The sequence below is a fragment of the Microvenator marinus genome (assembly GCF_007993755.1).
Classification (GTDB): Bacteria; Myxococcota_A; Bradymonadia; order Bradymonadales; family Bradymonadaceae; genus Allomicrovenator; species Allomicrovenator marinus.
In genome coordinates this window covers 2,921,003-2,947,162 of sequence record NZ_CP042467.1, presented here as the reverse complement: position 1 = coordinate 2,947,162, position 26,160 = coordinate 2,921,003, and the positions used below count along the sequence as shown (strand labels likewise).

Below are 26,160 nucleotides of genomic sequence, written 5' to 3'. Positions count from 1 at the left end.
GGACAGATTCATTTGGTGGTAAGTTTCGTATACAACAAGTGATCGAGAACATGCTCTAGGAACGGGCCCGGATAGTCTTCCATCAACGCGTGTCCGGCACCTTCAAGGACATGCAGGACGGCGCCGTCATACGCTTCCCGCAGCAATATCGCGTCCTTGAGCGGCAACATCGGGTCCTTTTCTCCCCAGAGGAAGAGCAGATTAGTCTTGGGCTTTAAGTACTTTAGGCGGTCGGGCTCGCGCAGTAAATCGGCCCCGAGGTCGATCAAAAACTTGATGCGGTCGCGTTCCTTGAGCGGCTCCATGTAGGTTTTTCGCTCGTCTCGACTCATGCGTGCGTGTTCCCATTGCAGCGGCTCAAAAAGCCTCAGGGTCACTTGATGCGCCACGAGCCGGTTAAGTCCGGGTGGGAGTCTCGAGATGATTTCGGGGGCACCTGGGGCCCTTGGAAGCCTCATCCCAGGGCTCGCCAAGACGTAGCGCCCAGAGTTGAAGTCCGCCATCCCCGCCATTAGCGCCCCGAGTGAGTGCGCCACCACATCTACGCGACCGTGCCGACTCTCAAGTTCTCGCACGATCGTCTCGAGCCAATGGCTGAGTGACACAATGGTCGGCGCTATCCCCTTGAAACTCCGGTCGAGCCCGTGGCCCGGCAGGTCCAAGACCAAAACTCGCCAGTGTTTGCTGAGCTCGGCCACCACAAACCGCCACGCCATCGCTTGAGCCAGATAGCCGTGAACTAGGACCAAAACCGGGGCGCCTTCTGGGCCGACCTCGTACCAATGGGTGCCCTCTGGAAAACCTTCGGGATACCTTGAGACCACCGGATAATCTGGCTTTGGGCTCGCGTGCAGCATTACTCGTAATCCTCGACGGGATTCTTCAGGCGCCCGTCCGGCGAGGTCCCGTAGAATTCAGGATGCGAATGGTTGCGCTGAAGGCGCGCAAAGGCCAACGCGATCCCCTTGAAGCCGTGTTTTTGTATGGCTTCGCGCGCAAACGCTGAACACGTCGGCTTGAAACGGCAGGTGGGCCCGTCAGCTCGACTCCACGTGTGCTGGTAGACTGCAAACCAAAGACTCGCCACGGAACTCAGCAACGACTCGTCCGCTTGCCCTCCCTCTCTTTGGTGCTCCAGGCGACTTTCCAACAACGCCGGATTGGCCGAATTGCCAAATGGAATCTGGCCCGAATACTCTTCAGCACCACGCGGTCCCGGTAAATCAGGCGCCGCACAACTCAACAAGAGCACACACATCAAGGGCCAAAATCGCCTCAATGCTCACTCCGCGTTATTGAGTTCCACCAACGCCTGGTAGAGGTCTTCGCCACTGAGGCCGCGGTCTTTGATGCTCTCAGCGAGCTCGATTTGTGAGTCGATGAGTTCGGTCCAGCCGTCCGGCACTGCGCCTCGGACGATGATGCCGTTGACGAACGATGTCGGCGTGCCGTTGACCCCAACGACCTGCGCCAATTTGAGGTCTTCAATGACTCGTGCTTGGTAGGCCTCGTTGCTCAGGGCGGCCTCGATTGCGGCAGCGTCTACACCCACTTCGGCCCCATACTCAGCGAGCTTCGCGTTATCCAACGCGTCCTGGTTTGCGAACAGAATATCGTGGTATTCCCAGAACTTTCCAGCGTCCTGAGCCGCCATACTCGCCAGCGCCGCAGGCATCGCCTGAGGGTGGAAATCTAGCGGGAAATGCTTGTAAACAAAGCGCACCTTGTCTGGGTACTTGGCGTGGATTTCCTCAAAAACTGGGAGGATTCGAGAACAAAACGGACATTGGAATTCCGAGAAGACCACGATTGTCACAGGCGCATCAATCGGTCCTTTGACTGGTGAAGTTCCCACCGGCACGTAGCGCGCCTCCTCAAGAATCTCTTCTTCTGGCTCTGGCTCTGGTAGCTCTTCAGGAGCCTCATAATTCACAGCAACCATGCGCCAGTAGATATCCTCGTGGTCTACGCCCGCGTTTCGCATCACGTCCACAAATGCCTTTTGTTGAGCCACAAGTCGCTGCAATTCGTCCTGAGTTTGCACACCTACTGCGCGCACACCATTGATGAACATGGTCGGGGTGCCATTGACACCGAGCTTAACGCCTAGGTTTAAGTCGGCCTGGACTTTTTCGATATCAGCCTCATTTCCAAAATCGGCCTGGAATTGTTCCATATCAAGGCCGAGCCCTGCGGCGTGGGCCTTGATAAAGTCTGGCGCGAGCTCGGTCTGCTTGTCGTAAGCGAGCTCCACAAACTCCCAGAACTTCCCTTGCTTGCCGGCAGCCATGGCCGCTAGAGCCGCTGGTACGGCCTGCTCGTGGAATGGAAGCGGCATATTCTTAAACACAAGTCGCACGTCTTCCGGGTTGGCGGCCTGAACAGCCTTCAATTCGCTATGGGCACGCGCGCAGAATCCACATTGCAAGTCCGTGAACATCACGATTGTCACCGGAGCTGTGGCCGGCCCGATAGTATGCGAATCCCCAACGGGAATCGGGTTGAACGAGTCATCCCCACTGGCGAACGCCTTCTTAGATTCCACGTTTTTTGTGGCCTGGAGCGCGGCATCCGGCGAGGCGCAAAAGGTCAAAACCTTCTGAACATCGGGACCCACACAATCTTCGAGTTTCATCTCACTTGGCTGAGAAGACGCGCACGAAAGCGCAAAACACGCCAAAAGACCCGCAAAAATATTCTTTTTCATCCATGTACCAATTTAGGAAGACCGAAAAGCACGGCAAGCGCCACCACGAGATAGAGAGCGCGAGTGTAGGTAAGCCAGATTCCCATGCGGTTTAGCCGCTCGAAGTACACGCGTTCTTCGGGCAGGGGCTCACCTTTTGGGTAGACGGCGCGAGGCAAAATGAGTACCGCCAAAACTACTGGGACCACGACGCCATAATAAACCCACGCGTAGTCCACGAAGGCATGCATCACCCCAAGAACCAGGAAAATTGCGAAAAACGCTAGCGAAAGCCCGGCTCGCCAGACCACCTGCTTGTACTGCTTTTCCATGATCAGGCTTCTTCGTCCATCATGTCATCGTCTGAATACTCGACATCCTCGCCGAGAATCGCGCGGCTCCAGTGAAGCACGCCGCCTACGAGACCGATGGCGATATAGAGCACCATCAAAAGCACCAACGCGGCGCCAGGCTTGAAGGTATAGGCCACTGCACCAGCAAGGAAGATTGTGGCCAGCGCCAAGACGCCTGCGCGTCCGCGGAAGTTCACGTCCTTAAATGTGCGGTACCGGATATTCGACACCATCAGTGCTCCGAGGAGTACAGCCATGGCTGCAACGCTTGTGGCTGCACCCGTCGTCATCTGACCTGTAGCCGAGACGTGAGCCAAAACCACCGCGACCACCGTGCCGGCAGCAAGCGGTGACGGAAGGCCAAGGAAGTACTTCATCACGCCTTCGTTTTCGGATGCCATCACGTTAAATCGCGCAAGCCTAAGGGCCGTGCACGCCGTGAAACAAAAACCGAAGAAGAGCCCCCACGTCCCGAGGCTTTTCATGCCCCAGGCGTAGAGCAACATGGCCGGCGCCACACCAAATGAAACCATATCGGCAAGGCTATCGAGCTGCACACCAAGCGCGCTCTCCGCCTTCGTCATTCGAGCCACGCGGCCGTCGAGCGCGTCACACACCATCGCAACTACCAGCAGCCAGGCGGCAAACATGATATCCGTGGGTGTATCCCCGGTCAGGGCCAAGTTTATGCTGCAAATTCCGCAGAAAATGCTCGTGAGCGTTAGCGAGTTCGGGGCAATATATTTAGCTTTGCTAAGATCCATAGCAGCCTAGTCCATCCTTGGCGGGTACCTTCGTGTCCGCAAGATACCACGCGGTCTTCAATGCAGGGGCATGTGTACCGTTTCACCACACAAAAGTCAACGATGACCCCTGAGTCACATGGGCCCCGAGACCGAGCTTTGCTCAAGAATCGAACGGGTTATTCGAAATTTTGCGGATCAACGTGTTGCGCCCGATGTTCAAAATCCGTGCGCATTCGGAGCGATTGCCGTCGTGCCGCTCAAGGAGCCATTCGATATAGCGCTCTTCGAGCTCGGAAAGGGTCGGCTCGTCAGCAAACGGATTGCCGGAAACCCTCGTGCTAGGCGGCAATGAGAGGTCTTCTTCTAGAATCTCGTTGCCCTCGCAGAAGATCGTGGCCGACTCGATGCAATGCTCCAATTCACGCACGTTTCCGGGCCAAGGATGGTGGACGAGTGCCTGCATCGCTGCTGCGGAGATTCTGTGAACCGAGCGCCCGTGTCTTCTCGAAAACTCACCGAGGAAAAAGTGCGCGAGCGTCTCGATATCGTCCTGGCCCCGCTCTCTGAGCGGCGGAACCGCGAGCTCAACCACCCTCAAACGGTAGTAGAGGTCCTGGCGAAACGCCCCATTTTTGACCATGGTTTCGAGATCGCGGTTGGTCGCAGCAACTACTCGAATATCCGCACGGTGCGTTTGGTTGCCGCCCACACGGCTGAACGTTCGCTCCTGCAAGAGTCCCAGAAGCTTGCCCTGGATCGTCAGCGGAAGATCACCGACTTCGTCCAAGAATAGCGTGCCGCCCATAGCCGCATCAACTTTGCCCGTGGCCCGCCCGGTGGCGCCCGTGTACGCACCACGCTCATGACCAAAAAGCTCATTCTCAACCAAGTTCTCCGGTAAAGTCGTGCAATCGAGCACCACAAACGGGCCGGTCGAACGTGTGGAACTGTGGTGAAGAGCCCGCGCAATCAAGGTCTTCCCGCACCCCGACTCTCCCCGTAGCAACACACTCGCCTGCGTCGGAGCCACCCGCCGAATCGCCTTGAAAACTCTTCGCATCGGCTCGGAATTGCCGATGATTCGATTAAAATGCGCCCCGAGCTCAAGCTCTGGCTCCGCTCGGTTGCCGGCCCGACTAAGGGTCGTCTCGTTCAGGAGTAGAGCCGCCTGGCGCGAAAGCTCCTCAAGCTTCTCCTCGTCCGCTCGGTCAAAACGCCCTTCTTTGTTCAGAAACTGAACCACGCCGATAACCCCGCCTTCTGGATTGAGGAGCGGGCCCGCCAACATGGTGTGGGTGTGATAGCCGGTCTCCTGGTCCACTGCGCGCCAGATTCGGTTGTCCGCGTTGACCTCAGAGATATTGATGACCTTGCCGCTGCGGGCGACCTCGCCAGCCACGCCTTGGTCAAGTGGCACGCGGATTTCTTCGACTTCAGGAAGGTGGCCCGCAATGCTGATGAGCTCTTTTCGCGCGTGGTCCAGCCAGAAAATCGTCGCGCGTTCAGCGCCCAGCTCCTGCGCCATGACGTCCACAATGCGTCTTAAGAGCTGGTCGGCGCTGATTTCTTTGCCCACGAGCTCCCAGAGCGTCAACAATAATGCGTCCTTCATGCGGATAGGGCCTTTGGAATAATGTTCGACGATTTCTCTCATCATAGAGCCTCACGACGCCAGCGCAAGAGGTGCCCCAAGGCAAATGCTCATGCCATCATGGGCGTTCGAGACCGGCATGTGGCCGGCCAGCAACCTTGCACCCTCGGCCTTTTGGTCTAGCGTATCGTCGTCGTGGGACGGGTCGTGATGCGTGAGCAAAAGCCTTTGCACCGAGGCCCGTTTCGCAACTTCCACGACCTGACTCGGAGTGGAGTGCCCCCAGCCGACGCGAGCGGGATACTCATGTTCCAGATACTGCGCATCGGCCACGAGGATATCTGCGTTCTGGGCCAGAGCTTCAAGTGCCTTCGCACCGCCGAGGTTCAGCTCGGCGTCGCCGCTAAACACGACCTTGAATCCGCGATACTCAAGTGCCCATGCAGTACACCCATCACTTGGGTGGTGCATTTCATCCCAACTAAGCCTCAGCTCGCCGAGTAGCATCGAGCCCTGCCTTTCAATGTCATCGAACACCAGTTTGGAGGGCAGGATATCCAAACTCACAGGGAAGTTTGGTGCTCGCATCTGCTCGCGCAAAGTCGCTTCGAGCCCCGTGGAATCTCGTGGTGCGCCAAGGAATCGGAACTCAGCCCCCGCCTTAAAGAGCGGGCCGAAGAACGGGAATCCCTGGATATGGTCCCAGTGCAGATGGGTTTGTAGAAAGAGCGCCCCGTCAATCTCGCTGAATTTTCGGCGCCCGAGCTCGGCTAGCCCTGTTCCGGCGTCGATGATGATTCGATTGGGCGTGTTTGAATCTGTGTCAAAGAGCTCGATTTCAAGGCATGTGGTTGCCCCACCGTATCTCACGCAGCGAGTCGAGGTGGTTGGCAGGCTTCCGCGAGTGCCCCATGTGGTAAGTTTTAACATCTTGGTCTCCGGTTTTGGGTTCTGTCTCGGAGTATTACAAGTTGGGTGCCAAGGTTTGTTTATGGTGCTCTGAATCGTCTCTTCGCTAGCAATATCGGGGGTTGTTTGAGCTTCTTGTTTTGGATGTGGGAGGCCTTGCGTGCTCTGTTTTGGAACAGGGTGTTCCAACGTGTACAAAGCGAGAAATTAGATCCAAAAGAGACTCGAAACGTGCAAAGCTAAGACAACTTTATAAGATGAAGGCTCATGAAAAAAATCAAACTCGCCGCACTAGTCGCCGTCCTCAGCTTCTTGACCAGCTGTGCCTCCAAAGAAACCAAGGAGCCTTCAGCAAATGTTGAACAAGTCGCAGAAGGGGTGAGCGCCGAAGAGCGCTCGACTTCGGTCGCGGATGATGCGCGAGCACAGAAGCCGGCAGAAGGAAAGCCAGTGCCGAGCGTTGCCCAAGTTTCTAGGAGCAATAACGCCTTCGCCCTCGATATGCACCGCGCGCTTCCTCAAGAGAACATCGTCTACTCACCGCATAGCGTCTCCACTCTATTGGCGGCAGCACATGCCGGCGCCAACGGCCGGACAAAGGACGAGCTAGGCGCAATTCTGCACTACGGCGCCGAGCCGCCCGCCTATGCGCTCTACCGTGAACTACACGATGCGCTAGCCTCGCGTGAGAAAGACTCCGACCGCGGGCTGGCGTTCAGGCTCCGAAGCTCCAATGCCATTTGGGGTGCGAATGACTTCAAGTTCCTGACGCCATTCCTGAGGACCGCCGAGACCGATTTCCTGATGCAGGCAAAATCCCTGGACTTCAAAGGTGCGCCCGAAGATGCTCGAAAGACCATCAACGCCTCGATCAGCGAGTCCACCGCAGGCAAGATTCCCGAGCTTCTTGCTCAAGGCGTCATCACGCCCGCGACGCGTACCGTTCTGACCAACGCCGTCTACTTCAACGCACCGTGGTCAAAGCCGTTTTCCACACAAGCTACCAAATCAGGAACCTTCAACACGCTCAAGAGAGACGCCAAACAGGCTTCGTTCATGTCCACCACCGACACGATGCGATATGCCCAAAAGGACGGCTACCAGGTTCTGGAAATTCCGTACGTGGGAGAGCAGGTTGTGGCGCTGGTGATCTTGCCAGAGGCTGGCCAATACCAAAACATTGACGCGGGCCTTACGCTCTCTCAGCTTGAGCACTTCACCGGGTCCCTGGACTATCAGCGCGTTAACGTGAGGTTGCCAAAGTTTGAGCTTCGAACTCAGCTCGATCTTTCCGAGACCCTCGGAACCATGGGCCTAAAAGACTTCTTCGACCCGGAAAAAGCGGATTTTTCAGCTATGTCGGACGAGCCCGTCCACATCAGCGCCGTGGTCCACGAAGGCTTCATTCGTGTGGATGAGGCCGGCACCGAGGCTGCTGCCGCAACCGCGATGATGGCTGTGACCGGCATGCCGGCGCCCGCCACGGCGGACTTCAATGCAGACCGCCCCTTCACGTTCATGATTATGGACAAGCCTACCGGCCAGATTCTCTTCGTCGCACGCGTTGTCGATATCTAGAGCTTTCTCAGTACCAACGCATCACGAGGCCACCACCGACCGTATCGAAGTACGAGTTCGAGTAGAAGTGGCGCGTATACGTGGCCTCAACGCCCGCTGCAACAGTGCCATTGACGAAGAACTCAGCACCCACGCCAGCTTTGGCTGCAAAGCCCATCTCACGGTACTCGCGCGTCCCAAGCAGGGTTGATGCGTCGAACGCCGCATACGCCAGGCCGAATCCGCCGGTGGCGTAGAGCGTGTCCAGGAAGTACACGTTTCCGTTCGCCAACAAGTTGAAGTGGTGGTGCTCAAGCTTTCTCGTTCCGACTTCAACCGTGCGAATCCACCAGTTGCCCTGACCCGAGAAGGTCAGCCATTTGGTGTAGCCGCCACCGATTTCAGCGCGCAGGGTCAAGCCCATCTCACGGGCATCATCAAGCCCCGTGCTCTCGCCTTCCTGGTCGAGCTCCGAGGCACCGACTCCACCGCCCACGCCAAGGCCACCAAAGACCCCGCGGCGGTCCTTATAGCCGTCGAGCGCCCACGCCTGCGACGCTCCAAAAACGAGTCCTAAAAACAAAAACATCTGAATCAACTTGTATTTTCTCATGGCAATTTCCTCATCTGTGTCGGGAGAAGTTCACGACCGTCACTGAGGTCGGACGTACTTCCACTGTTTTTTCTTCACGTTGCCCATAGACGTGAGCAACCATTGTTTTTGTGCCACCTTCCGCTCGAGAGCGATAAATCCGGATGGCACCGGGCAAAAGTGTCCAAGAACGTGTGTCAGGCTTGTCCAGAGCGGACATCGTGCCCTCCACGGCGAGCTGTGCGAGTATTCCAATGGCGCTGGCCGTGCCTGAGCCTTCGCTCTGGGCGAGGGCTTTGGCGCCCTCTCTGGAGACAGCACCAGCGATCGCGCGAGTCACCATGCGCGTCAGGGCTGATGCGATAAGCGGCCCCACCATTCGGTCCCACGCGGCCTCCACATCTGAGATGACGTCGCTCATATAGACGGGCGACCAACTCTCTCCATTAACCTTCAAATCTGGCACCGCCGGGTAGGGCAGGCCCGCCACCGTCAGGCTCGGAAAGTTGATCCACTTCAAAGCCCCTGAGACCGCCAATTCGTTCGCTTGCTGAATCTGCTCCGCAGACGCATATCGCGGATGACTCGAGGCATAATACACAGCGGTACCGATCGGAATTCGCTCGGCCTGCTTGTACGGAACCATCCCGGTCTGAACCACCGCCAGCACCGAGCCGTGGACAAAGGTTTTGTCGTACTCGGACGGCTTGAGCCTGCCCGAGGACCTCGCGATCACCACGAGCTCATCAAGCCCAGAGGCCTTTGGGTCCACATCGCGCGGCTGGTAGCCCGTCACGCGATAGAGTGCGGTCAGGCGAGCTTTGAGCTCGTCATCACGCAGACCAAAATGCCACGCCCGCGAGTAATAGCGCGCCGCTTCGTCGTAATCCCGTCCAACCTCAAAGGCTACGCCACCCAGGTAATTTCCGAGCGCCACGGCTATTGGCGTCACGTTCTCCTCATCCTCGAAGAACGTCTCCATGATGCTAAATCGCCTGGCTTCAACTCGCGCACCCTCAAAATCCCGAGTGACCAGGAAATTGATCATATTGAGCACGTTGAGATAGAGCCGTTCGTAAGGCGGCGCCTTGTAGTTCGCAGACGATCCACTGTAGAGCCACGTCGCGAGCGCGTCGGCCGTCCCAGAGCTCATGTCCAACCAGTCCATATGCTGGTCTGCGATCATCATATCGCGCTTTGCACCCTCGTAATCGCCCAACGCCTGAAGCAAGGTGCCCCGCTCCAAGAGCAAGAGCACACGGTCCTCCTCGAGTTCCGCGGGCAATTGCTCCGAGGTATCTACCTCGAGCTGCTGGTTTATGGCCGTCAGTGCAGTGTCGACATCCCCGTACGAAACCGCCCTCTGGGCGTCGCGCACGGAGTCTGAGTAGGTCGCACAACCCGTGAGCATCGCCCACAGGCTCCACACCATGACCAGGATGAGCTTCCTGGAAAACATTCAAAGCCCTAGTTGATGAAGCCCTTAGACAACGCCGCTTCGTTCTGGAACTTAATCGCGCCAGTCTCTACTTCGATCACCTGCATGAACATGAAGTATTGAACTCGGCGCTCGTCACCCACGCGCTCCGCGGAATCATAAACTTTGCCGGTCACAAAGTACTGAGCGCCAAGCTGGCGGCCGTACTGAGCGAGACGAGCTGGGTCATAAGCCTCCGATTGTTGCTGTTTGACCTCGGCGATCAAATCCACCTGGTTTTCGTGGCTCACCACGTCTGCCGCCGATTGATTCACCAGATCCGTCTCGATCTTGGACAACAATGCGTCGAGCTGCGAGCTGATATGCTCCGAGGTCTCATTGCGCATCGGGAAGATAGCCACCACGGGCGCCGTGCCCGTCGCCGCGTCGCGCTCCCAAGCCTTAACCACCGCCGAACTGAACAATTTGTCCGCGTTCTCAGCATAGAGACGCTCAAGGTCCATGCGGTCGAGCCTCAAGCTCATCGTGTACGAATCCAAGTCTGGCTCTTCGGTATCACGCACGTATTGCGGTCCTCCGCACGCGCTCAAACCGAGGCTTGCCAGCAATCCCAAAACAACTAACCCTTGCATCTTCATATTAACCTCTGCCAAAACATTTTTCGGTGTCCTAACCGTCCTATGGGACGTGTATCTTCCCTGGAAATTCACCCTGAGTATCAGAATTGGAGCTTTAAAGGTGTCAAATCTCGTCAAGATCGACTGGCTCACAGTAGGGCCTTTTCAAACCAATGTCTACGTCTTCAAGTGCTTAGAATCGCAAAAAAGCGTGATCGTAGACGGTGGTGGTGAGCCGCAAAAACTACACGCCATGGCCACAGACGGCGCTGAACTCGCCGAAATCTGGCAAACCCACGGGCATATCGACCACGTAGCCGGGCTCGCAGATCTGCGCGCGCTCTCTGACGCGCCCATCCTCATGCACCGGGCTGACCTGCCGCTCTACGAAGGGGCCGAGGCTCAGGGCCGGGTCTACGGATTCCCATGCAAAGCGCCACCGAGCGTCGACCGATTCCTCGAGGACGGCGAAACTTTGAGCGTGGGCGCGCATCAAGCCAAGGTCATACTACTACCGGGACATAGCCCGGGGAGTGTGGCCTTCTATTTTGAAGAACTGAAGACGATCTTGAGCGGCGACGTGCTCTTTGCTGGGAGCATGGGGCGGGTGGACCTACCGCTCGCAAACCCACGCGCCATGCGCGAATCCCTGGACAAACTCTGGGAGCTCCCAGACGATGTGCGGGTTCTAAGCGGGCACGGCCCTGAGACCACAATCGGCACCGAAAGACGCCGAAATCCCTATTTTGCGCCCGGCTCGTTCTAGATAACTCAAAGGCCCCAAATGCATATCGAAATGATCGACGACGGCTTCTGCCGCATCGCCCTCGAAAACCCTGACCTAAACGCCTATATCATCGCCGACAAGTCCGGGCTCGCCCTCATAAACCCTGGGCATACGAGCCATCGCGACCAGTTCGATGAGGCGCTCGCGGAGCTTGGCTACAGCCGCGACGACGTGCAGCGCACTCTCGCCACATCATGGCGCCCGCAGGTCTTGCTCGGTGTGGACAACTTCGCCTCCGCCACCCATTTTGCGTTCGCCGAAGAACTTTTTACTCCCGCGGTCTGGGGCGATTGGCTCGACCAAGAAAAACAGCGCGTCGGCGAGCTCTCAAGCGCATTGGGTCTGCCCGAGGAGCCCTTCGGCGCACTCGTCATGCCTATCCAAAATGGCGATATCTGGACCGCAGGAGACTTCCGCTTCGAAATCATCCACAGCCCGGGGCCGGACGCAGGCCATATCCTTTTGCGCGAGGTCGACCAAAACTGGATGTTCGGCGGCGAAATCGCGTTCGACGGACTGCCGCTCGTGAGCGACGTCGAAACCTATATCCAACACCTCGACCGCGCCCTTGAGCTAGAGCCACTCATGGTTTTCCCGAATCACGGTGACCCTGAAGTGCGCGGCAAATGGGCCCTGGCGCGCACCTCGCGATTCCTTCACAACTTCTTGAGCAACGTCACAAGCGCCCTCGTCGAGGAACCCACGCTCAAAGACTGGGTCACACGCGACCTCGGTTTTGAACCCCCTGAAGATGAGTTAAAATTGGAGATGTTACGCGTAAAGCCCTTCTTCGAAGAGCTTGTTAGGGCGGGGCATCTGATCAAAGAAGGGGAGGGGCTGGAGGCAACGTTCAAAAGCCGAATGAACCAGCCAAGGCGCACTCTTTAGTCTTTTTTGGTCTCGGTCTTCAGGCCCACAACCTGGTCCCCAAATCGCTCGTAATTCGCGAGCCATGCCGCAGCGTTCATCACGTAGCGACCGGTCCCAGCGGTGTCCCACTTATTGTATAGGCGAGTGAAGCCGCCGTCGAAGATCACGCGCTTTCCACCCTTGTCGTAGAACGCCGTGACAAGGTTTCCTGCCGAACCGTAAATCAGCGGCTGAAGGTCATCCGTCGGTTGAATCGTGGCGATCGTGATGCCCTCGTAAATCATCTCGATGCCCGTCGAGAGCAGCAAATTCGGGATGATGCCGGACTTCTGGTACTTCTTTTCTTTCATCGAGACCACCTGGTCTCCCATCAGGTCTCCCTGCATGGTCGCACCGATGAGCGCCTTTCCCACCACGTTTGCGTCAGCGTAATAGGGCTGGTTATCGCCCCAGATATAGACGCCGCGGCCGCTATCGAAGAAGCTCTTGATTTCCTTGACGTGGGCGTCGCTCAGATGTGTTGCGGCGTCCGAAATCAGCCAGAACTGATTGGCCTTCTTCAGCGCCTTCTTGAACTCGCCGATTTCCGGCGCGCCTTGGAATCGATACACACCGAATCCCTTCTGTTTGAGCGCCTGACGTGTTTGTTCGAATGGGAAATTGTAGAGCTGGACCACAACCACGGTTTGCCCCTCAAACGCGCCGTCAACAGCGAGGTCGAACTGCGATCCACCCGCGTTGCCGTACTCGTCGCGCTTCGGTTGCACGTAGTCTACGCGCTCCTGAATCCGCCCCGACTCGTCCTCAAATTGAACGCGGCGCTCCATCTTAGGTGCGCTTTGGCCGGCCGCGCGGTTGTACTGGGCAAAGGCCTCAAGGCTTGTGAAAGAGAGGAGGATGGCGATCAGGGTGAGTAAATTCTTCATGGTGTAACTCCGTTCGTGTGTTGTTAGAAGGAGTGAACGCACCACCGAAAAATTGGATCTAAGAACTTGCGATTTTTCTGCCGAGCGCCAGAGAGTGCGCCATGATCGTCATCTGCGGATTCACACCGAGCGCGCTCGGATGAAGGCTCGAGTCCGTGATATAAAGCCCCTCAATATCGTGGGTTCGCCCATCAGGCCGCACCACCGAGCGTTTCGGGTCAGCCCCCATTCGGCACGTCCCCATCGGGTGCGACGCATAGAGCATAAAATCACCAATGCTCGCGCCGCTGATCCACTGCCGCGCCTCGTTCCAGCTCGAAAAGAACTTGCCGCCCCGCAGCAATGGCCGAACCTCACGGGACCCCGCAAGGAAGAACATTTCGGTCACGAACTTCGCGCCGCGCACGAACTTCCGCAAATCCTTGTCTTTGAAATTGTACGTCAACTTCAGGCCGCCAGATCCGTCCAGGCTCACACGCCCGCCCGACTCATCTCGGATCAAGAACCCACACGACGCCATATGGCGCATCTGGGCGAGAAAGTTCGCCGACTCCGGGCCCGCGCGCCCAACCTGGGAGAAAAACGCCTCAGGAGGCGCTGAGAAAGTCTCACCCAGCACATCTGGGTCGGTCGGATGTTCGGCATAGTAGCCCTGGGACGCGCCGCTGAAGATATTGATCTCCTCTTTGAAGACGCCAAGCGCACCGCATCCTGGATGCACAAAGAGGTTTCGACCCACCTGATCACTGGAGTTTGCGAGCCCCTGACGCAATAGCAAGAGCGGGGTGTTCACGGCACCGGCAGCCAAAATCACCTTGTCTGCCTTGATCTCAAACGCCGAATTCTCGCCCGTCTCGGGGTGCACAATCTGCCCGGACACACCGACGGCGCGCTTGTTTTGAACCTGAATCTCGTCCACCCGCGCATCGGCAAAGATTCTCACGTCGGTCTTGAGCGCGCGTGGCAGCCAGTTGACGTCCGACGACGCCTTGCCATTGGATGGGCAGCCTGTCTGACACGTGCCACAACCCACGCAGCCAGGGGTGTTTCGCGGCATATAGTCGTGCTTGACGCCCGGCATCTTGGAGAACCCGCGGCGCGCGATCTCCGAGTTCTTGCCGGCAACCGCGGCCCGTGTGGGCTGCACGCCGATCATTTGCTCGACCTCGGTGTATAAGGTATCGCGATCGCGCCAATGCTCAAGCCCCTGAGCCTCCCACGCGTCCAGAATTCGGTCCGGCGTGCGAAATGAAATCCCTGAATTTACAAGCGTCCCGCCCCCAACTCCCGCGCCACTCGCCAGCGGAACAAAGGCGTTTCCATGCATGATGCGGGTCCCGCGATCTTGATAGAGGTTTTTCAGGGCCCAAGACTGGCGCCGATTAAACGAGCCCTTCGGCCAAAAGTGCCCCGCCTCAACCACCACCACACTCAATCCAGCTTCTCCAAGAACTGCTGCAGTGGTTAGCCCGCCAGGCCCCGCCCCAACGATCACCACGTCCACCTTGAGGTTCAGCGGTTTTGCGCCCCACGTCTTCGCCGTTTGGATCTTGGTCCCAAGGTAGTTCTGAGCTTCAAAGTTGATCGGATTCATCCCATGCCTCCGCACTCATACTCGATGCCGGCCGCTCTTAGCACATCGGGATGTTCAAAATAGCCCATCGCAAGGAGGACTTTGATAGATTGGAAGATGGTGCGCCTGATGCCGGACGAGCTCTGGTCCCACGCCTCCACAACCTCGACGCGCTCAAGGATATTGCGGGTGTGGAGCCTGCCACCAAAATCGTACATAGCCATGCGGTCGATGCTTCGGATCAAGATCCGCAAGAGCGTGGCTGTTTGTCGTGGGATGACCGCCAGATATTCGTCGAAGAAATGGTCTAGCCCCAGATTCTCCCCTGAAGGCATGGTTTGATCACCAGGGAAGATGCCGCCTGCAAGCGCACGGGTGATCAAGGCTTCTTCGTCGGTCAGCACCTTAAAGCCTGCCCCCGGTGCTTCATCCCACATACGTGGGAAATCGCCGATGATGGGCCATGAGAGTGCCAAACCACCCAATGCGATGGCACCACATGCGATCCCCCAGCGTAAGAACGTCCTGCGTTTCATGGCCTCAGACCTGAAATAAAACCGACTGGACGGTTTTTAATATTATCCAGAAAAACGGGGAAGCTCCCCGAATTTCTTATCTTCTTAGAAGTCGCTTTGACGGCTTCGGCGCTCGTCCTTACGACGACGACGTTCGGCCTCAATTGACTTTCTTCGCTTTGCTACGCTCGGCTTCTCGTAGAATCGTCGCCTCTTGAGCTCACGATTAAGGCCTTCGCGTCCGATAACTCTCTTGAGCTGGTTGATTGCGCGGCCGACGTTATTGTCGATCACAGGCACTTCTACGGGTCCAAGTTCGTCTTGTTTTGATTTTCTTCGTTCTGCCAATGCATACCTCCGTGGTGCACTCTCTAGAGTACACGAAATTCAACTCTTTGTCACACCTCGAGCAGGATTCGCTCGGGGTTCTCAATACATTCCTTCAACCGAACCAGGAACGAAACGGCTTCTTTACCGTCGATGATTCGGTGGTCGTAACTCAATGCCAGGTACATGATTGGCCGGATTTCGACCTTTCCATTGATGGCAACCGGACGCTCAACAATGTTGTGCATCCCCAAAATTCCCACCTGTGGTGGGTTCAGAATCGGGGTCGATAGCATGGATCCATAAATCCCGCCGTTCGAAATTGTGAACGTGCCGCCCTGAAGGTCCTCGAGGCTCAGGCGATTGTCCATCGCGAGCTTCGCAAGTCGTGAAATCTCAGACTCAACCTCCGCAAAACTCAAACGGTCCGCGTGACGTACCACCGGCACCACAAGACCTTTGCCACCGCCTACGGCAACGCCGACATGGTAGAAATTCTTGAAGACGATCTCGTCACCGTCGATCTCAGCATTAACCGCAGGATACTCTTTCAGAGCCTCCACAGCGGCCTTCACAAAGAAGGACATGAACCCGAGCTTAAAGCCGTTCTTCTTGACGAACGAATCCTGGTACTTCTTGCGAAGCTCCATCACGTTCGTCATGTCGACTTCATTGAAGGTCGTGAGCATCGCCGCCGTTTGTTGCGCTTCAACAAGGCGTCGAGCCACCGTCTGGCGAAGCTTCGACATCTTAACGCGCTCGGTCGGCTCATCACCACCCACATCAGGGGCTTTGGCCGGTGTAGGCTTCGCTTGCGCAGGTTTATGATCGAGTACATCGCCCTTAAGAATTCGCCCGCCAGGACCAGTACCTTCGACCTTGCTCGCGTCGATGCCTCGCTCCTCCACAATTCGCGCCACTGCAGGGCTCAAATGTGGGGCCTCGCCATTCGACTTCGGAGCCTCAGCTTTGGGCTCCGCGCTCTTGGCTTCTTCGGCTTTCGGAGCTTCAGCCTTCGCCTCTGGCTGGCTGCCTTCTTCGGCGGGCTCGATCTCAGCCAAAACGTCACCCACGTTGACCGTGGCGTCTGGCTCGTACTTTAACGCCTTGACGATTCCGCTGACCGGCGATGGCACCGACACCGTAATCTTATCCGTCTCAAGCTCAACGAGAACCTCGTCTTGCTTGATGAATTCCCCAACATTCTTCAACCATTCAGCGATGATGGCTTCAGTGACCGATTCTCCAAGGGCAGGAACCGCAACTGTGACACTCATGAGAACACCTGATCAATTAATGGATAAAAACGCTCTCCACACGGCGGACCATACACTTCGACTCGCTCAGGTGCAATCTATGTCAGTGCCTTCTTCTAGCCTTTTTTGTCACCACCATGGAGCAATGATCGGCGCGGCGCTCATCACGGTCGTGCTACTCAGGGCCTCGGGTGGGTCGATATAGGCGTCCGAGATCTCAACATCGCGCCACTCTTCCTCAATATGGATGGCGCGCCCAAGCCCGGCAATCGCAAGCACGATCTGGCCGAGTTCCTCTTCGAGCCGTGGGTCTATCGCGATTGATAACGTGCGTTTGGCCTCGTCGAGCCGCTTGACGCTCAGCTGATTTTCATAGTTCAAAAGATGCCTGCGCAAATGGCCCTTGAGCACCGAAATCTGCCGCCGAAGACTCGTCACCGATGCCGCACAGAGATCCAGGAAATGAGCCGCAGGCGACCGAAGTGGCCAAAGTAGCGCCTCCTCGCGCGCTGCCTTGATGGGAGAAGTGCGCGTCCAGGTCACGTGCAACCCATTGAGAGCCTGCTTCAAAAGCAAGAGCCGCATATCTCGAAGTGGGCCTTCAAAACTCCCGACCCAAACGTTCATGAACCCCATATCGAAAACGTGCAGCGTGGCGCACATCCCGTCGCGCAAGAACTGAGTACGCGTCAGTGGGTCGGGCATCAAGAGCTCCGCAAGTCGTGCGCTGCGCCAGAGCATCTCAGCTGAATCCGGTCCAAAGCTCGTGTCCGAACGAAGGTGAAACGAGACCGTCTGAAGCCTCTCGGCAAGGTCATCAAACCATTTTGCGGTGCTGATCAACTCCCGATGCAGGTTTCGCAGCCCCACCTTTGCCTGCGCATAGTCCGGCTCGCCCGCCCTAGAAACCACGCTGCGAAAGTCCGAGATCGCGACATGAACACCTGATACCACTTCCGGTAGCATGACGATGTCTCGGCGAAGCTCTCCCCAGCCCATCAACTCGGGCGAAAGCTCCCGCTTTACCGAAACGATCGTCTCCAAAAGACTGATCGAGGCAAGCGCCGAGCATGTAGCGACTCTGCAGGAATCAGCAAATTGGGTGGTGTCAAAACGGCTCATCACGGACCTCTCGCAACGTGGGAGCACATGTAGGTACAAGAAGCGAGCCAGCACTTGCGCCGCGTATTTACTGGGCTTGCGAGGGTTTTGGAGGCGGTTTTGCGTCACGCCACGACGGCTCGCGTCACCTGGTGACGCAGGCGAGGCTCTGCCTTGTACAACTTTGCCAATGCCAGTAAACATGGGGCATGAACAAGCTACTTCTAGTCGTATTTCTCTTTCTGGCCGGACCCCTCGCGGCCCAAACTTCACCCGCTGCCATCAACGCCGAGCTCGACAAACTCCTCAAGAACCCCGAGCTCGCCCAGTCCACAGTGGGTATCATGGTGCAAGACCTGGACTCGAAAGAGGTGCTCATTGAGAGGGATGCCGACGTCCTCATGAACCCGGCGAGCAACACAAAGCTCGTCACGGCCGCCGCAGCGCTCTCGATCCTTGGGCCCGAGCACACGATCTTCAGCCGCGTTTCGTACGATGGACCTCGTCAAGGAGGCGCGATCAAGGGCGACCTCTGGCTCAAGAGCGACGGTGACCCTTTCCTCCATTGGGACAACCTCGTCTCATGGGCCATCGATCTACGTGAACAGGGAATCACCAAGATCGAAGGCAAGATCATGGTCGATGACCTGAGCTTCGCGCCGGGCTTCATTCCCCCTGCATTCGACCAGAAGAACGAGGACGCAGCCTACCGTGCGCCCATCGGTGCCGTTTCGGTTTCGTACAACTCGGTTAGCGTCTACATCACCCCGTCTGAAGCCGGAAAGCCCGCAAACGTGCGCATGGTGCCGCCCAACGACTATGTGGAGATCATCAACGACGTGCGAACCCAAAAGGGAAAACGCGTCTCCGTCTCAGGCGTGGCAACCGAAAAAGATGGTCGCACCCTCATCCGAATCCGTGGCGTCATCGGCGAATCAGCGACCGGTCCTGGTGTAGTTCGGAAACGTATCGACAATCCCTCACTCTTTGCGGCGTCGGCGTTCATGCATGCGCTCAAGAGCACAGGCATCGAGGTAAGCGGAGAGTATGGCGTCGGGGCTCGTCCAGAGGGCACGACCACGCTCGTGCTCTACGAATCAGCACCACTCTGGCAGCACCTCGCGTCCATGAATAAGTGGTCGAACAACTTCATGGCCGAGATGATCTTCCGCCAGATTTCGGGCTCGGACAAAGCAAGTACCGAGGACGCCCGCGCAAAGATCGACGCGTTTTTGACTGAAGTCGGTCTCACCCCTGGGTGGACCGCGTTCAACGGCAGTGGCCTCTATGATGGAAACCTCTTCTCCGCCCGCCAAATCAACCAGATCCTGGTTCATATGGACACGCACGCTTTTGGTCCGGAATTCAAGATGAGTCTTCCTATCGCGGGGCGCGACGGTACCTTGAAGTCGCGACTCGAGGGCTCCAACACCAATACCCGTGTTCGTGGAAAGACCGGAACCCTCAACGAGGTCACGGCCTTGGCGGGCTACATCACCACGAAGTCTGGGCGAAGATTGGCTTACACTGTGATCTTCAACAAGACGCCGGTTCGCGCCTGGACGCTTCGGGACGAACAGGACGCCATCGTCTCCCTCTTTGTCGGGCTCTAAGCTCAAAAGAAAGTTGGCAAGGACCGGCCAAAATCCGTGTCTTCCACGGGCCCTCGAAACATCGCATTCCAAATCTTGCAACGCTCCGGCGTTTGAGCTGGGTCGCATGCTTCCTTGAGCTCACGCATTCGCGTCACGTTGACCTGATCCAGGTCGCGGGGCCGAAGCGCAAGCGACTCAAAGGCCACCCCGTAGTCGATATCCATCGCCCGAGTTTCCTGACCATGACAGATGCCGCACGTCGACGTGGCCTGGTCGTCTTGGATCAGATGGTCGAAGGCGTCCGAGTACTTAAACTCACCTTCAACAGGCATCACCACTTCCGCCTTCACCGAGCGCGAGAACGGGCGTTCCTCGGCAAACTCCAAGAGCTTTCCGCCGTCGCCATCAGGCACCCACGAGATAATCAAAGTGTCGTTGACCGCAAAGATGCGCGGCGCCTCGTCGCTAAACGCTGGCTGAGCGCTGAACACGCTGGTCGAGCCAACCATCGCCAGTGGGCGGTCGAGCGAGTCGATGAAGCACTCAACGGTTACCGGGCGAGGCAAGGCGTCGATAAGGTCGAGCACGCCTTTGATGGTGGTGGGCCGACCCATGCCTTCTGGCGCGGTGCAGGTCCGGCCGGCTTCAAACACGATGGGCTCTGCTGCCTCCTCAGCACATGAAATTCCGAGGAGTGAGGCGAGTAGTAAAGATTTGTACACGCGGGCTCTGTCCGCGTGAGATGGTCGTCGTTTAAGGTAATCCATTTCCAAACCCACCCATAATCGTAGATTCCGCGATGAACCCAATGTCCAACCAAGTTAGTTGCCTCAGACTCTACCGCAGGGCTCTGCTTGGTTCAACGCTCATCAAAGGTTCTTTGAGTAATCTGATTGATCACAAAGGCGTACTCGAACGCGAGCTCTTTGAGATAATCATAGCGCCCGGATGCCCCGCCATGCCCCGCACCCATATTGGTCTTGAGCATCAAGACGTTTGAATCCGTCTTCAGCGTACGAAGCTTCGCGACCCATTTCGCGGGCTCCCAATACGAGACGCGCGGATCGTTCAGACCGGCGGTGACGAGCATGGCCGGGTAGTCCTGTGCCTTGACGTTATCGTAAGGCGAATACGACTTGATGTAGTCGTAATACTTCTTCTCGGCCGGATTTCCCCACTCCTCCCACTCGATAACTGTGAGCGGCAAGGATGGGTCCAAAATCGTGGTCAGCACGTCCACAAAAGGAACCGACGCAATCGCTGCTCCGAAAAGGTCCGGGCGCATGTTCAAGACCGCGCCCATCAGGAGTCCGCCGGCACTTCCGCCTTCAATCGCCAGGATATCTGTGCGTGTGATGCCCTGATTGATAAGGTGTTCTGAGGCTGAGATGAAATCCGTAAACGTGTTCATCTTCTTGTCGAATTTCCCGTCCTCGTACCACATCCGTCCCATGTCGCCCCCGCCGCGGATATGTGCGATGCCGAACACGATTCCGCGCTCCAAGAGAGCCACGCGGCTCGACCTGAAGCCCGGGTCGTAGCTGATGCCGTAGGAGCCGTACCCCGTGAGGAATAGCGGTGCCGGGCCGTTATCGAGCGCGCCCTTCTTGTACACGATCGAGATAGGAACCTTGGTGCCATCGGCTGCCGTGGCGTAGATTCGTTGGGACTCAAACTCGGTGCGGTCGTAGTTCGGGACCTCAGTTTCTTTGACGAGCTTGGTTTCACCGGTCGTCATGTCGTAGTCAAAGATGCTTCGAGGCGTGGTCAAAGAGGCATAAGCGTATCGAAGTGTCGTTGTCCCGTACTCCTCGTTGTTCGTAGTGCGAACGGTATACGACGCCTCGGGAAACGGGACGTACTTCTCTTCGCCACTCGCGAAATTTCGGACCCGCAGGGTGTTGACGCCCGAGCGACGCTCCGTCACCACGAGGAAGTTCTTGAACGTGTCGATGCCGGAGAGTGTAACCTCAGGATTGTGCGCGATGACTTCCGTCCAGTTGGCCGCCTCAGTCGCGTTCTCCGAGGTCTTCATCAACTTGAAGTTCGTCGCACCATCATTGGTCATCACGTAGAACGAGTCCTCGTGATGAGCCACATAATACTCCACCGACTGCTTGCGCGGCGAAAAGAGCTTGAACTCCCCTTCCGGCGCGTTGGCATCCAAGAGCCAGGTCTCGGTCGTCACCTTGCTCTGCAGGTTAATGACCAGGTACTTTCCGCTTCGTGTGCGCTGAACACCGAGGAAGAACGCATCATCGTCCTCCTCAAAAATCAGCGCATCCGCAGACGCGTCGGTGCCGAGCACGTGTTTCCAGACCTGATACGGGCGGTTGGCTTCGTCCACACGGGTGTAAAACAAAGTCTTGTTATCGTTCGCCCACGCGAGCGAATAATAAGTATCTGGGACTTCTGTGTCAGTGTCCTTGCCGGTCTGCAAGTCGCGAACACGCAGGGTGTAGCGCTCGTTTCCAAGGTAGTCGGTGGAGTAGGCGAGCCATCGGTGGTCCGGGCTTGGTTCCATGGCTCCGAGCGCAAAATACTCCTTGCCCTCCGCCATTTGGTTGCCGTCCAAGAGAACTTGCTCCGAGGCTTCGAGAGTCTTCTCTTTGCGGCAATAAACCTCGTAATTCTTGTCTTTGATGGTTCTTGAGTAGTACCAATACCCACCGTGGAAATACGGAGGCGACTCATCGTCCTCCTTGATTCGCGAGACCATCTCTTCAAAGAGCGACTCTTGGAGCTCCTTGGTGTGCGCCATTTTGGATTCTGCCCACGTGTTCTCAGCTTCTAGATAGGCGATGACCTCGGGATTCTCCTTCTGGTTTAACCAGTAGTAGTTATCCACGCGTACTTCGCCGTGTGCCTCGAGTTCATGGGGGACTTGTTTTGCTTTCGGGGCGCTTTCGACTTGAGACATCTGGGGTACCTCGTCCGAGGGTTTGGGTTGGGCTGAGCAACTTGTGAGGAAAAGCAATAGAATTGTGTAAATGTACACGCGGGCTCTGTCCGCGTGTGTCGCAAGATTTAACATCAACAAACTCCCTCATCATTTCGTGAGTTCTTCAACAAAATTTGAATGTAAATGAATTCAGCGATGTTCATTTGAGGAGGACAGAGCCCTCCTCTACGGTTGGCGCGCAATGGCCGCCAAAGCCTCATTGGCCTTGTTTTCGATCTCGTTTGGAACATCTGTGCGCGTGAGCAACATCTTGAGCAAGTTCTCGGATGCCGCCGCATCACCGCGTCTAAGCTCACACGTCGCCATGTGCAGCATTGCAGCCGGAGCGGCTTGAGGATCGTCGAGCGCCTGACGGAACTCCTCGATCGCATCATCCCACATGCCCATGTCCAGGTAGGAGATCCCAAGCTCCAGATTCGTGTTCATACTCTCCGGCTCAAGCGCACCAAGACGCGCCACCGAGAGCTGCGAATAATCAGGATTGAACTTGCCCGACAGGCTCTTGGCACCAAACGGATTGGAGTTCGAAGACTTGAGCTCACGGATTCGAGCCAATCGTGCCGGGGCCCCAGGATGATTCGGTGAGTTCTCGCTGAACTTCTCCAATGCATCCTCGGCCTCGCTTACCATGCCCTGGTCGAGCAGAAGATCCACGTCTCTCAAATCGCCTATGTCCTTAGGGGCTACCTTCTTAGGCACGGCCTTCGATGCCACCGCCGTGGCCTCTGAGAAGAGCTGGTCGAACATCGCGTCCGCATCCGCACCCGAGAGCGCGAACTCGAAAGGGTCATCCACTTCAGAAGACTCGATGGCACCAAGTTGGGCTTCATCAAAGTCCATATTCTCTACATCACCGATATCAAACTCGTCCGCATTCTCAATGCTGAGTTCGTCGGCCATATCGTCCATTTCTTCAAGGATATCCTCAGCATCCAAGTCATCGAGCGTGTAGATAATCTCTTCCGAGTCTTCCACGGCCGAGTTTCCAGACAACGCCTCATCCGTGTCGACTTCGTCGTCATCGTCCGGAGAGAGGAATTCCACGGAAGTATCTCCCGCGGGCATGTACTCAAAGCCCTCGGACACTTCCTCGATACCTTCGCTGACTTCGTCGATGAAGTCCGGACTCAGCTCCTCAACCCGAACCGGTTGCTCACCCGTCAGAGCGATGCCCAAATGGGTCGCATGTTGGTGAACCACGGCTTCCGACACGAACTCTCGGGCGCGGCGCAAATAGTCAGCCGCGCGCGAAGGCGTCGTGCGGGTAATCCGGGCGAGCTGGAAGAGCTCGTTGGCCGCCGCCTCCATCTCTCCTTGCATCGCTCGGAGGCGGTGCAATTGCTCGCGTACTCCCACACTATCCGGTGCCATTCGAACGGCTTTGGTCAAGACCTCGTCCGCGCGATCAAAGAGCCGATACTTCAAGAAAACTTCGGACTCAGTAATGATCTGGCGAACGTCGTTCCCGCCGATATCCTCAGTGGCCTCGATATGAACTTCCACCAAGTCCTGTACATCCGCGATATCTGACACGGCCTCGGTGCGACGCTGACCAATGCCCGTGCCTGGGCGGTCGTCGATTCGGTGGAGAATATCTGAGCCCGTGTCGCCCAATTCATGCGCGGCAAACTCAAAGAAATCCACACCCTTCTTGGTGTCCTCTTCCTGGAAAGTCTCACCTTGCATGGTGTTGTCTTCCCACTCGTCATCATCCAAGAATTCTACGCCATCGAGCGCGTCCTGCGTCGGAGGTGCGTTCTGGCCAAGATTGCCGGTATCCGCCAGCTGCGGCGACGAATCTTGTTTCGGACGACCCACCACCTGAAGGGCTTCTGGATGGTTTGGATCGAGCTTCAGAATCTTGCGGAAGGTCTCGTGTGCGAGCTGCTCTTGGCCCTGTCGGCGCTGTGCCTTCGCGGCCTCAAGGTAGACCAAGACCGCCTTGTCATTCTGGCCAAGGCGCCCGAACGCAAGGCCCAACATGTCCAGCGTCTCAACATCGTTCGGCATATCCTTGAAGAGAATCTGCAGGTGCTTGAGCGCGTGCTTGTTGTTCTCGCGATCTAAGTAAAGGCGCACGATATGCTTTCGAAGCCGATAATCAGCAGGCTCAAGGAACACAATACGCTCAGCCACCTGAGTGTACTCATCGAGCCGGCCCTCTTCCAAAAGGTGCTCGGACGCGCGCCTGAAATACATCAGGGAATTGGCGCGCTCTCCGTCCTTCTCGTAGCGCTCGGCGATCTGAATCTGAAGGCCGATGTCTTCAGGATCGATAGCAACCATGCGCTCAAGAACGTCTCGTTGCGCGATCGCATCGTTATTTTCACGGAAGATCTTCTGCGCCTGATGGAACGCACGCAATGCGTCTTTAAGACGCCCGTAGCGATAATACGCCTCACCCAAGTCGCGATGGAGCCGCGGGTCGTTTGGCGCGATTCGAAGTGCCTGTTTGTAGACAGCTACGGCCTTGTCGTAAATGTCGTCCGAGGCATAGTGATAGGCCACTTGGAGGTACTCAGTTAGAGCCTCCTCGTAGCGGTTTACCTTCACCAAAAGGTCAGCCACTTTCAGGCGAGTACGCACATCATCAGGCTCAGCTTCAAGAATCTGCTGATAGTCCTTAATCGCACGGTCCCAGCTCCCCTTACGGACGTGCTTCTGCGCGGAATCCAAGAGTTTGTCGCGGTTGACAGCCAAGGTCCTAAGCCTCTTCGAAATGCCCTACGCACCGTGTGTAGGTGCGACATGATAACGGTCACGGTTGAACAACGTCAACCACTCATCAGCGCGCGTTATTTGTTGACGCGCTCCACATACGATCCCGTACGTGTATCTACTTTAATTAACTCGCCTTCTTGGAGGTAGAGCGGCACCGTGATCACGGCGCCCGTCTCCAAAGTAGCCGGTTTTGAGCCGCCCTGAGCCGTGTCCCCTTTGACACCAGGATCGGTCTGAGTCACGTAGAGCTCTACAAATACAGGTGGCTCCACGTTGATCGCGCGGTTGTTGAAGAACAACACCTCAACCTCGAGGTTATCCTTCAAATAGTCCAGTACGGTTTCCACGGCGCCCTCTTCAAGCTGAAGCTGCTCGTAGTTGTTCTGGTCCATAAAGACGAACATATCGCCGTCTTTGTAGAGATAGGTCATGGTGCGTGCCTCGAGATTTGGCACGTTGACCTTGTCGCCCGAGCGGAAGTTCTGCTCGAGGGTGCGACCCGAAATCAAGCTCTTGTACTTGGTCTTTACGAACGCCACGCCCTTGCCGGGCTTGACGTGGACGGCTTCCAAAATCACATAGGGCTCGCCGTCAATTTCAATCTTGAGGTTCTTACGAAAATCTGAAGTGCTATACATGTCGTCCTCTTAGCGGAAATTACGCGCGCTTCTCTATCACACCATTTCGCGTTCGACGAAGGGAGAAATGAGCCGAAGCATCGTTTGTCCGCGGCCCACGTCCGCATCCTTGTCCAAGGCCAAAACCAGCAAGTATTCATCCGCGATGACGCGGGCCAAAGTGGTGATATTTCCAGTCGTGATGCTGACCTCGTTTACGTCGCCCACGTCGTAGACCTGAAGCCGGCGAAACTTGTCCAGCATATTGCTGAGCTCAACTGAAATGGCGCTCAACTGTGGCACCTCCGCCTCCCGGAACACGCTGTCGATGGCGATTCCATCAAAGCCTATCAGCATGCATCCGATCGCGCCGTCGATGTTATTCACCACACGGGTCAATTTCTGCTTAAACATGAATACT

Annotated in this window: 25 protein-coding genes; 4 read left to right on the top strand and 21 right to left on the bottom strand. The window is 56.7% G+C overall.

The genetic code is table 11. The features are described from left to right. Positions 1–8 precede the first annotated feature (8 nt). The 7 genes from FRD01_RS12025 to FRD01_RS11995 all read right to left on the bottom strand — a co-directional run bounded on the left by FRD01_RS12025 (position 9) and on the right by FRD01_RS11995 (position 6,306). On the bottom strand, positions 9–857 hold the full coding sequence (locus FRD01_RS12025; protein ID WP_146959947.1) for an alpha/beta fold hydrolase: 849 nt from the start codon (positions 855–857) through the stop codon (positions 9–11). Then, positions 857–1,279 (bottom strand): membrane protein insertion efficiency factor YidD, encoded by a 423-nt coding sequence (gene yidD, locus FRD01_RS12020; protein ID WP_249755572.1) that lies wholly within the window; start codon positions 1,277–1,279, stop codon positions 857–859. The genes FRD01_RS12025 and yidD overlap by 1 nt, the downstream gene beginning before the upstream one ends. Positions 1,280–1,282: 3 nt before the next feature. Next, positions 1,283–2,707 (bottom strand): DsbA family protein, encoded by a 1,425-nt coding sequence (locus FRD01_RS12015; RefSeq protein ID WP_146959946.1) that lies wholly within the window; start codon positions 2,705–2,707, stop codon positions 1,283–1,285. After that, a complete protein-coding gene (locus FRD01_RS12010; protein WP_146959944.1) occupies positions 2,704–3,018 on the bottom strand; it encodes a hypothetical protein in 315 nt (104 codons plus the stop codon). Before FRD01_RS12010 ends, FRD01_RS12015 begins: the two co-directional genes overlap by 4 nt. 2 nt (positions 3,019–3,020) lie before the next feature. Beyond that, positions 3,021–3,803 (bottom strand): CDP-diacylglycerol--serine O-phosphatidyltransferase, encoded by a 783-nt coding sequence (pssA, locus tag FRD01_RS12005; RefSeq protein ID WP_146959942.1) that lies wholly within the window; start codon positions 3,801–3,803, stop codon positions 3,021–3,023. A 142-nt stretch (positions 3,804–3,945) separates the two neighbouring features. Then, positions 3,946–5,442: a sigma-54-dependent Fis family transcriptional regulator gene (locus FRD01_RS12000; RefSeq protein ID WP_146959940.1), complete on the bottom strand. Its 1,497-nt coding sequence runs from the start codon at positions 5,440–5,442 to the stop codon at positions 3,946–3,948. Between the two features lie 6 nt (positions 5,443–5,448). After that, positions 5,449–6,306, bottom strand: coding sequence for an MBL fold metallo-hydrolase (locus FRD01_RS11995; RefSeq protein ID WP_146959938.1), 858 nt, complete (start codon positions 6,304–6,306; stop codon positions 5,449–5,451). 246 nt (positions 6,307–6,552) lie between these two features. Here FRD01_RS11995 and FRD01_RS11990 point away from each other — a divergent pair, with 246 nt between their 5' ends. Next, the gene (locus FRD01_RS11990; RefSeq protein WP_146959936.1) at positions 6,553–7,863 is read left to right on the top strand and encodes a serpin family protein; all 1,311 of its coding nucleotides are present in this window, start codon (positions 6,553–6,555) and stop codon (positions 7,861–7,863) included. Positions 7,864–7,870: 7 nt separating this feature from the next. Here FRD01_RS11990 and FRD01_RS11985 read toward each other — a convergent pair whose 3' ends face one another. Genes FRD01_RS11985 through FRD01_RS11975 form a run of 3 tightly spaced genes read right to left on the bottom strand, consistent with a single transcriptional unit; the run spans position 7,871 to position 10,510 of the window. Then, positions 7,871–8,455 (bottom strand): outer membrane beta-barrel protein, encoded by a 585-nt coding sequence (locus FRD01_RS11985; protein ID WP_146959934.1) that lies wholly within the window; start codon positions 8,453–8,455, stop codon positions 7,871–7,873. Between the two features lie 10 nt (positions 8,456–8,465). Continuing rightward, complete coding sequence (locus tag FRD01_RS11980) at positions 8,466–9,866, bottom strand: COG3014 family protein (protein ID WP_146959932.1); 1,401 nt, start codon at positions 9,864–9,866, stop codon at positions 8,466–8,468. Between the two features lie 35 nt (positions 9,867–9,901). Beyond that, positions 9,902–10,510 carry a penicillin-binding protein activator LpoB gene (locus FRD01_RS11975; protein ID WP_146959930.1) on the bottom strand — a complete coding sequence of 203 codons (609 nt, stop codon included), beginning with the start codon at positions 10,508–10,510 and terminating at the stop codon, positions 9,902–9,904. Between the two features lie 100 nt (positions 10,511–10,610). On the opposite strand from FRD01_RS11975, the gene FRD01_RS11970 reads away from it, so the two are divergent. Both FRD01_RS11970 and FRD01_RS11965 read left to right on the top strand, forming a co-directional pair. Continuing rightward, positions 10,611–11,255: an MBL fold metallo-hydrolase gene (locus FRD01_RS11970; protein WP_249755571.1), complete on the top strand. Its 645-nt coding sequence runs from the start codon at positions 10,611–10,613 to the stop codon at positions 11,253–11,255. 18 nt (positions 11,256–11,273) lie between these two features. Next, positions 11,274–12,164: an MBL fold metallo-hydrolase gene (locus tag FRD01_RS11965; protein ID WP_146959926.1), complete on the top strand. Its 891-nt coding sequence runs from the start codon at positions 11,274–11,276 to the stop codon at positions 12,162–12,164. On the opposite strand, the gene FRD01_RS11960 is transcribed toward FRD01_RS11965, so the two are convergent. The 6 genes from FRD01_RS11960 to FRD01_RS11935 all read right to left on the bottom strand — a co-directional run bounded on the left by FRD01_RS11960 (position 12,161) and on the right by FRD01_RS11935 (position 17,865). Then, the gene (locus FRD01_RS11960) at positions 12,161–13,072 is read right to left on the bottom strand and encodes a hypothetical protein (RefSeq protein WP_146959924.1); all 912 of its coding nucleotides are present in this window, start codon (positions 13,070–13,072) and stop codon (positions 12,161–12,163) included. The genes FRD01_RS11965 and FRD01_RS11960 overlap by 4 nt on opposite strands. Before the next feature lie 58 nt (positions 13,073–13,130). Next, positions 13,131–14,666 carry a GMC family oxidoreductase gene (locus tag FRD01_RS11955; RefSeq protein WP_146959922.1) on the bottom strand — a complete coding sequence of 512 codons (1,536 nt, stop codon included), beginning with the start codon at positions 14,664–14,666 and terminating at the stop codon, positions 13,131–13,133. Further along, positions 14,663–15,181, bottom strand: coding sequence for a gluconate 2-dehydrogenase subunit 3 family protein (locus FRD01_RS11950; protein WP_146959921.1), 519 nt, complete (start codon positions 15,179–15,181; stop codon positions 14,663–14,665). Before FRD01_RS11950 ends, FRD01_RS11955 begins: the two co-directional genes overlap by 4 nt. Positions 15,182–15,265: 84 nt before the next feature. Then, complete coding sequence (rpsU, locus tag FRD01_RS11945; RefSeq protein WP_146959919.1) at positions 15,266–15,508, bottom strand: 30S ribosomal protein S21; 243 nt, start codon at positions 15,506–15,508, stop codon at positions 15,266–15,268. Positions 15,509–15,558: 50 nt separating this feature from the next. Further along, a complete protein-coding gene (gene odhB / locus FRD01_RS11940) occupies positions 15,559–16,764 on the bottom strand; it encodes a 2-oxoglutarate dehydrogenase complex dihydrolipoyllysine-residue succinyltransferase (RefSeq protein ID WP_146959917.1) in 1,206 nt (401 codons plus the stop codon). A 108-nt stretch (positions 16,765–16,872) separates the two neighbouring features. Then, positions 16,873–17,865, bottom strand: coding sequence for a hypothetical protein (locus FRD01_RS11935; RefSeq protein WP_146959915.1), 993 nt, complete (start codon positions 17,863–17,865; stop codon positions 16,873–16,875). Positions 17,866–18,053: 188 nt separating this feature from the next. On the opposite strand from FRD01_RS11935, the gene dacB reads away from it, so the two are divergent. Beyond that, on the top strand, positions 18,054–19,457 hold the full coding sequence (gene dacB / locus FRD01_RS11930) for a D-alanyl-D-alanine carboxypeptidase/D-alanyl-D-alanine endopeptidase (protein WP_146959913.1): 1,404 nt from the start codon (positions 18,054–18,056) through the stop codon (positions 19,455–19,457). A gap of 2 nt (positions 19,458–19,459) precedes the next feature. On the opposite strand, the gene FRD01_RS11925 is transcribed toward dacB, so the two are convergent. The 5 genes from FRD01_RS11925 to FRD01_RS11905 all read right to left on the bottom strand — a co-directional run bounded on the left by FRD01_RS11925 (position 19,460) and on the right by FRD01_RS11905 (position 26,153). Then, entirely contained in the window at positions 19,460–20,161 is a 702-nt protein-coding gene (locus tag FRD01_RS11925) for a hypothetical protein (protein WP_146959911.1), read from the bottom strand. Positions 20,162–20,298: 137 nt separating this feature from the next. Further along, positions 20,299–22,359 carry a S9 family peptidase gene (locus tag FRD01_RS11920; protein WP_146959909.1) on the bottom strand — a complete coding sequence of 687 codons (2,061 nt, stop codon included), beginning with the start codon at positions 22,357–22,359 and terminating at the stop codon, positions 20,299–20,301. A gap of 207 nt (positions 22,360–22,566) precedes the next feature. Further along, a complete protein-coding gene (locus tag FRD01_RS11915) occupies positions 22,567–25,101 on the bottom strand; it encodes a tetratricopeptide repeat protein (RefSeq protein ID WP_146959907.1) in 2,535 nt (844 codons plus the stop codon). Positions 25,102–25,196: 95 nt separating this feature from the next. Further along, entirely contained in the window at positions 25,197–25,760 is a 564-nt protein-coding gene (gene efp / locus FRD01_RS11910) for an elongation factor P (RefSeq protein ID WP_146959905.1), read from the bottom strand. 36 nt (positions 25,761–25,796) lie between these two features. Continuing rightward, the gene (locus FRD01_RS11905) at positions 25,797–26,153 is read right to left on the bottom strand and encodes a roadblock/LC7 domain-containing protein (RefSeq protein ID WP_146959903.1); all 357 of its coding nucleotides are present in this window, start codon (positions 26,151–26,153) and stop codon (positions 25,797–25,799) included. Positions 26,154–26,160 lie beyond the last annotated feature (7 nt).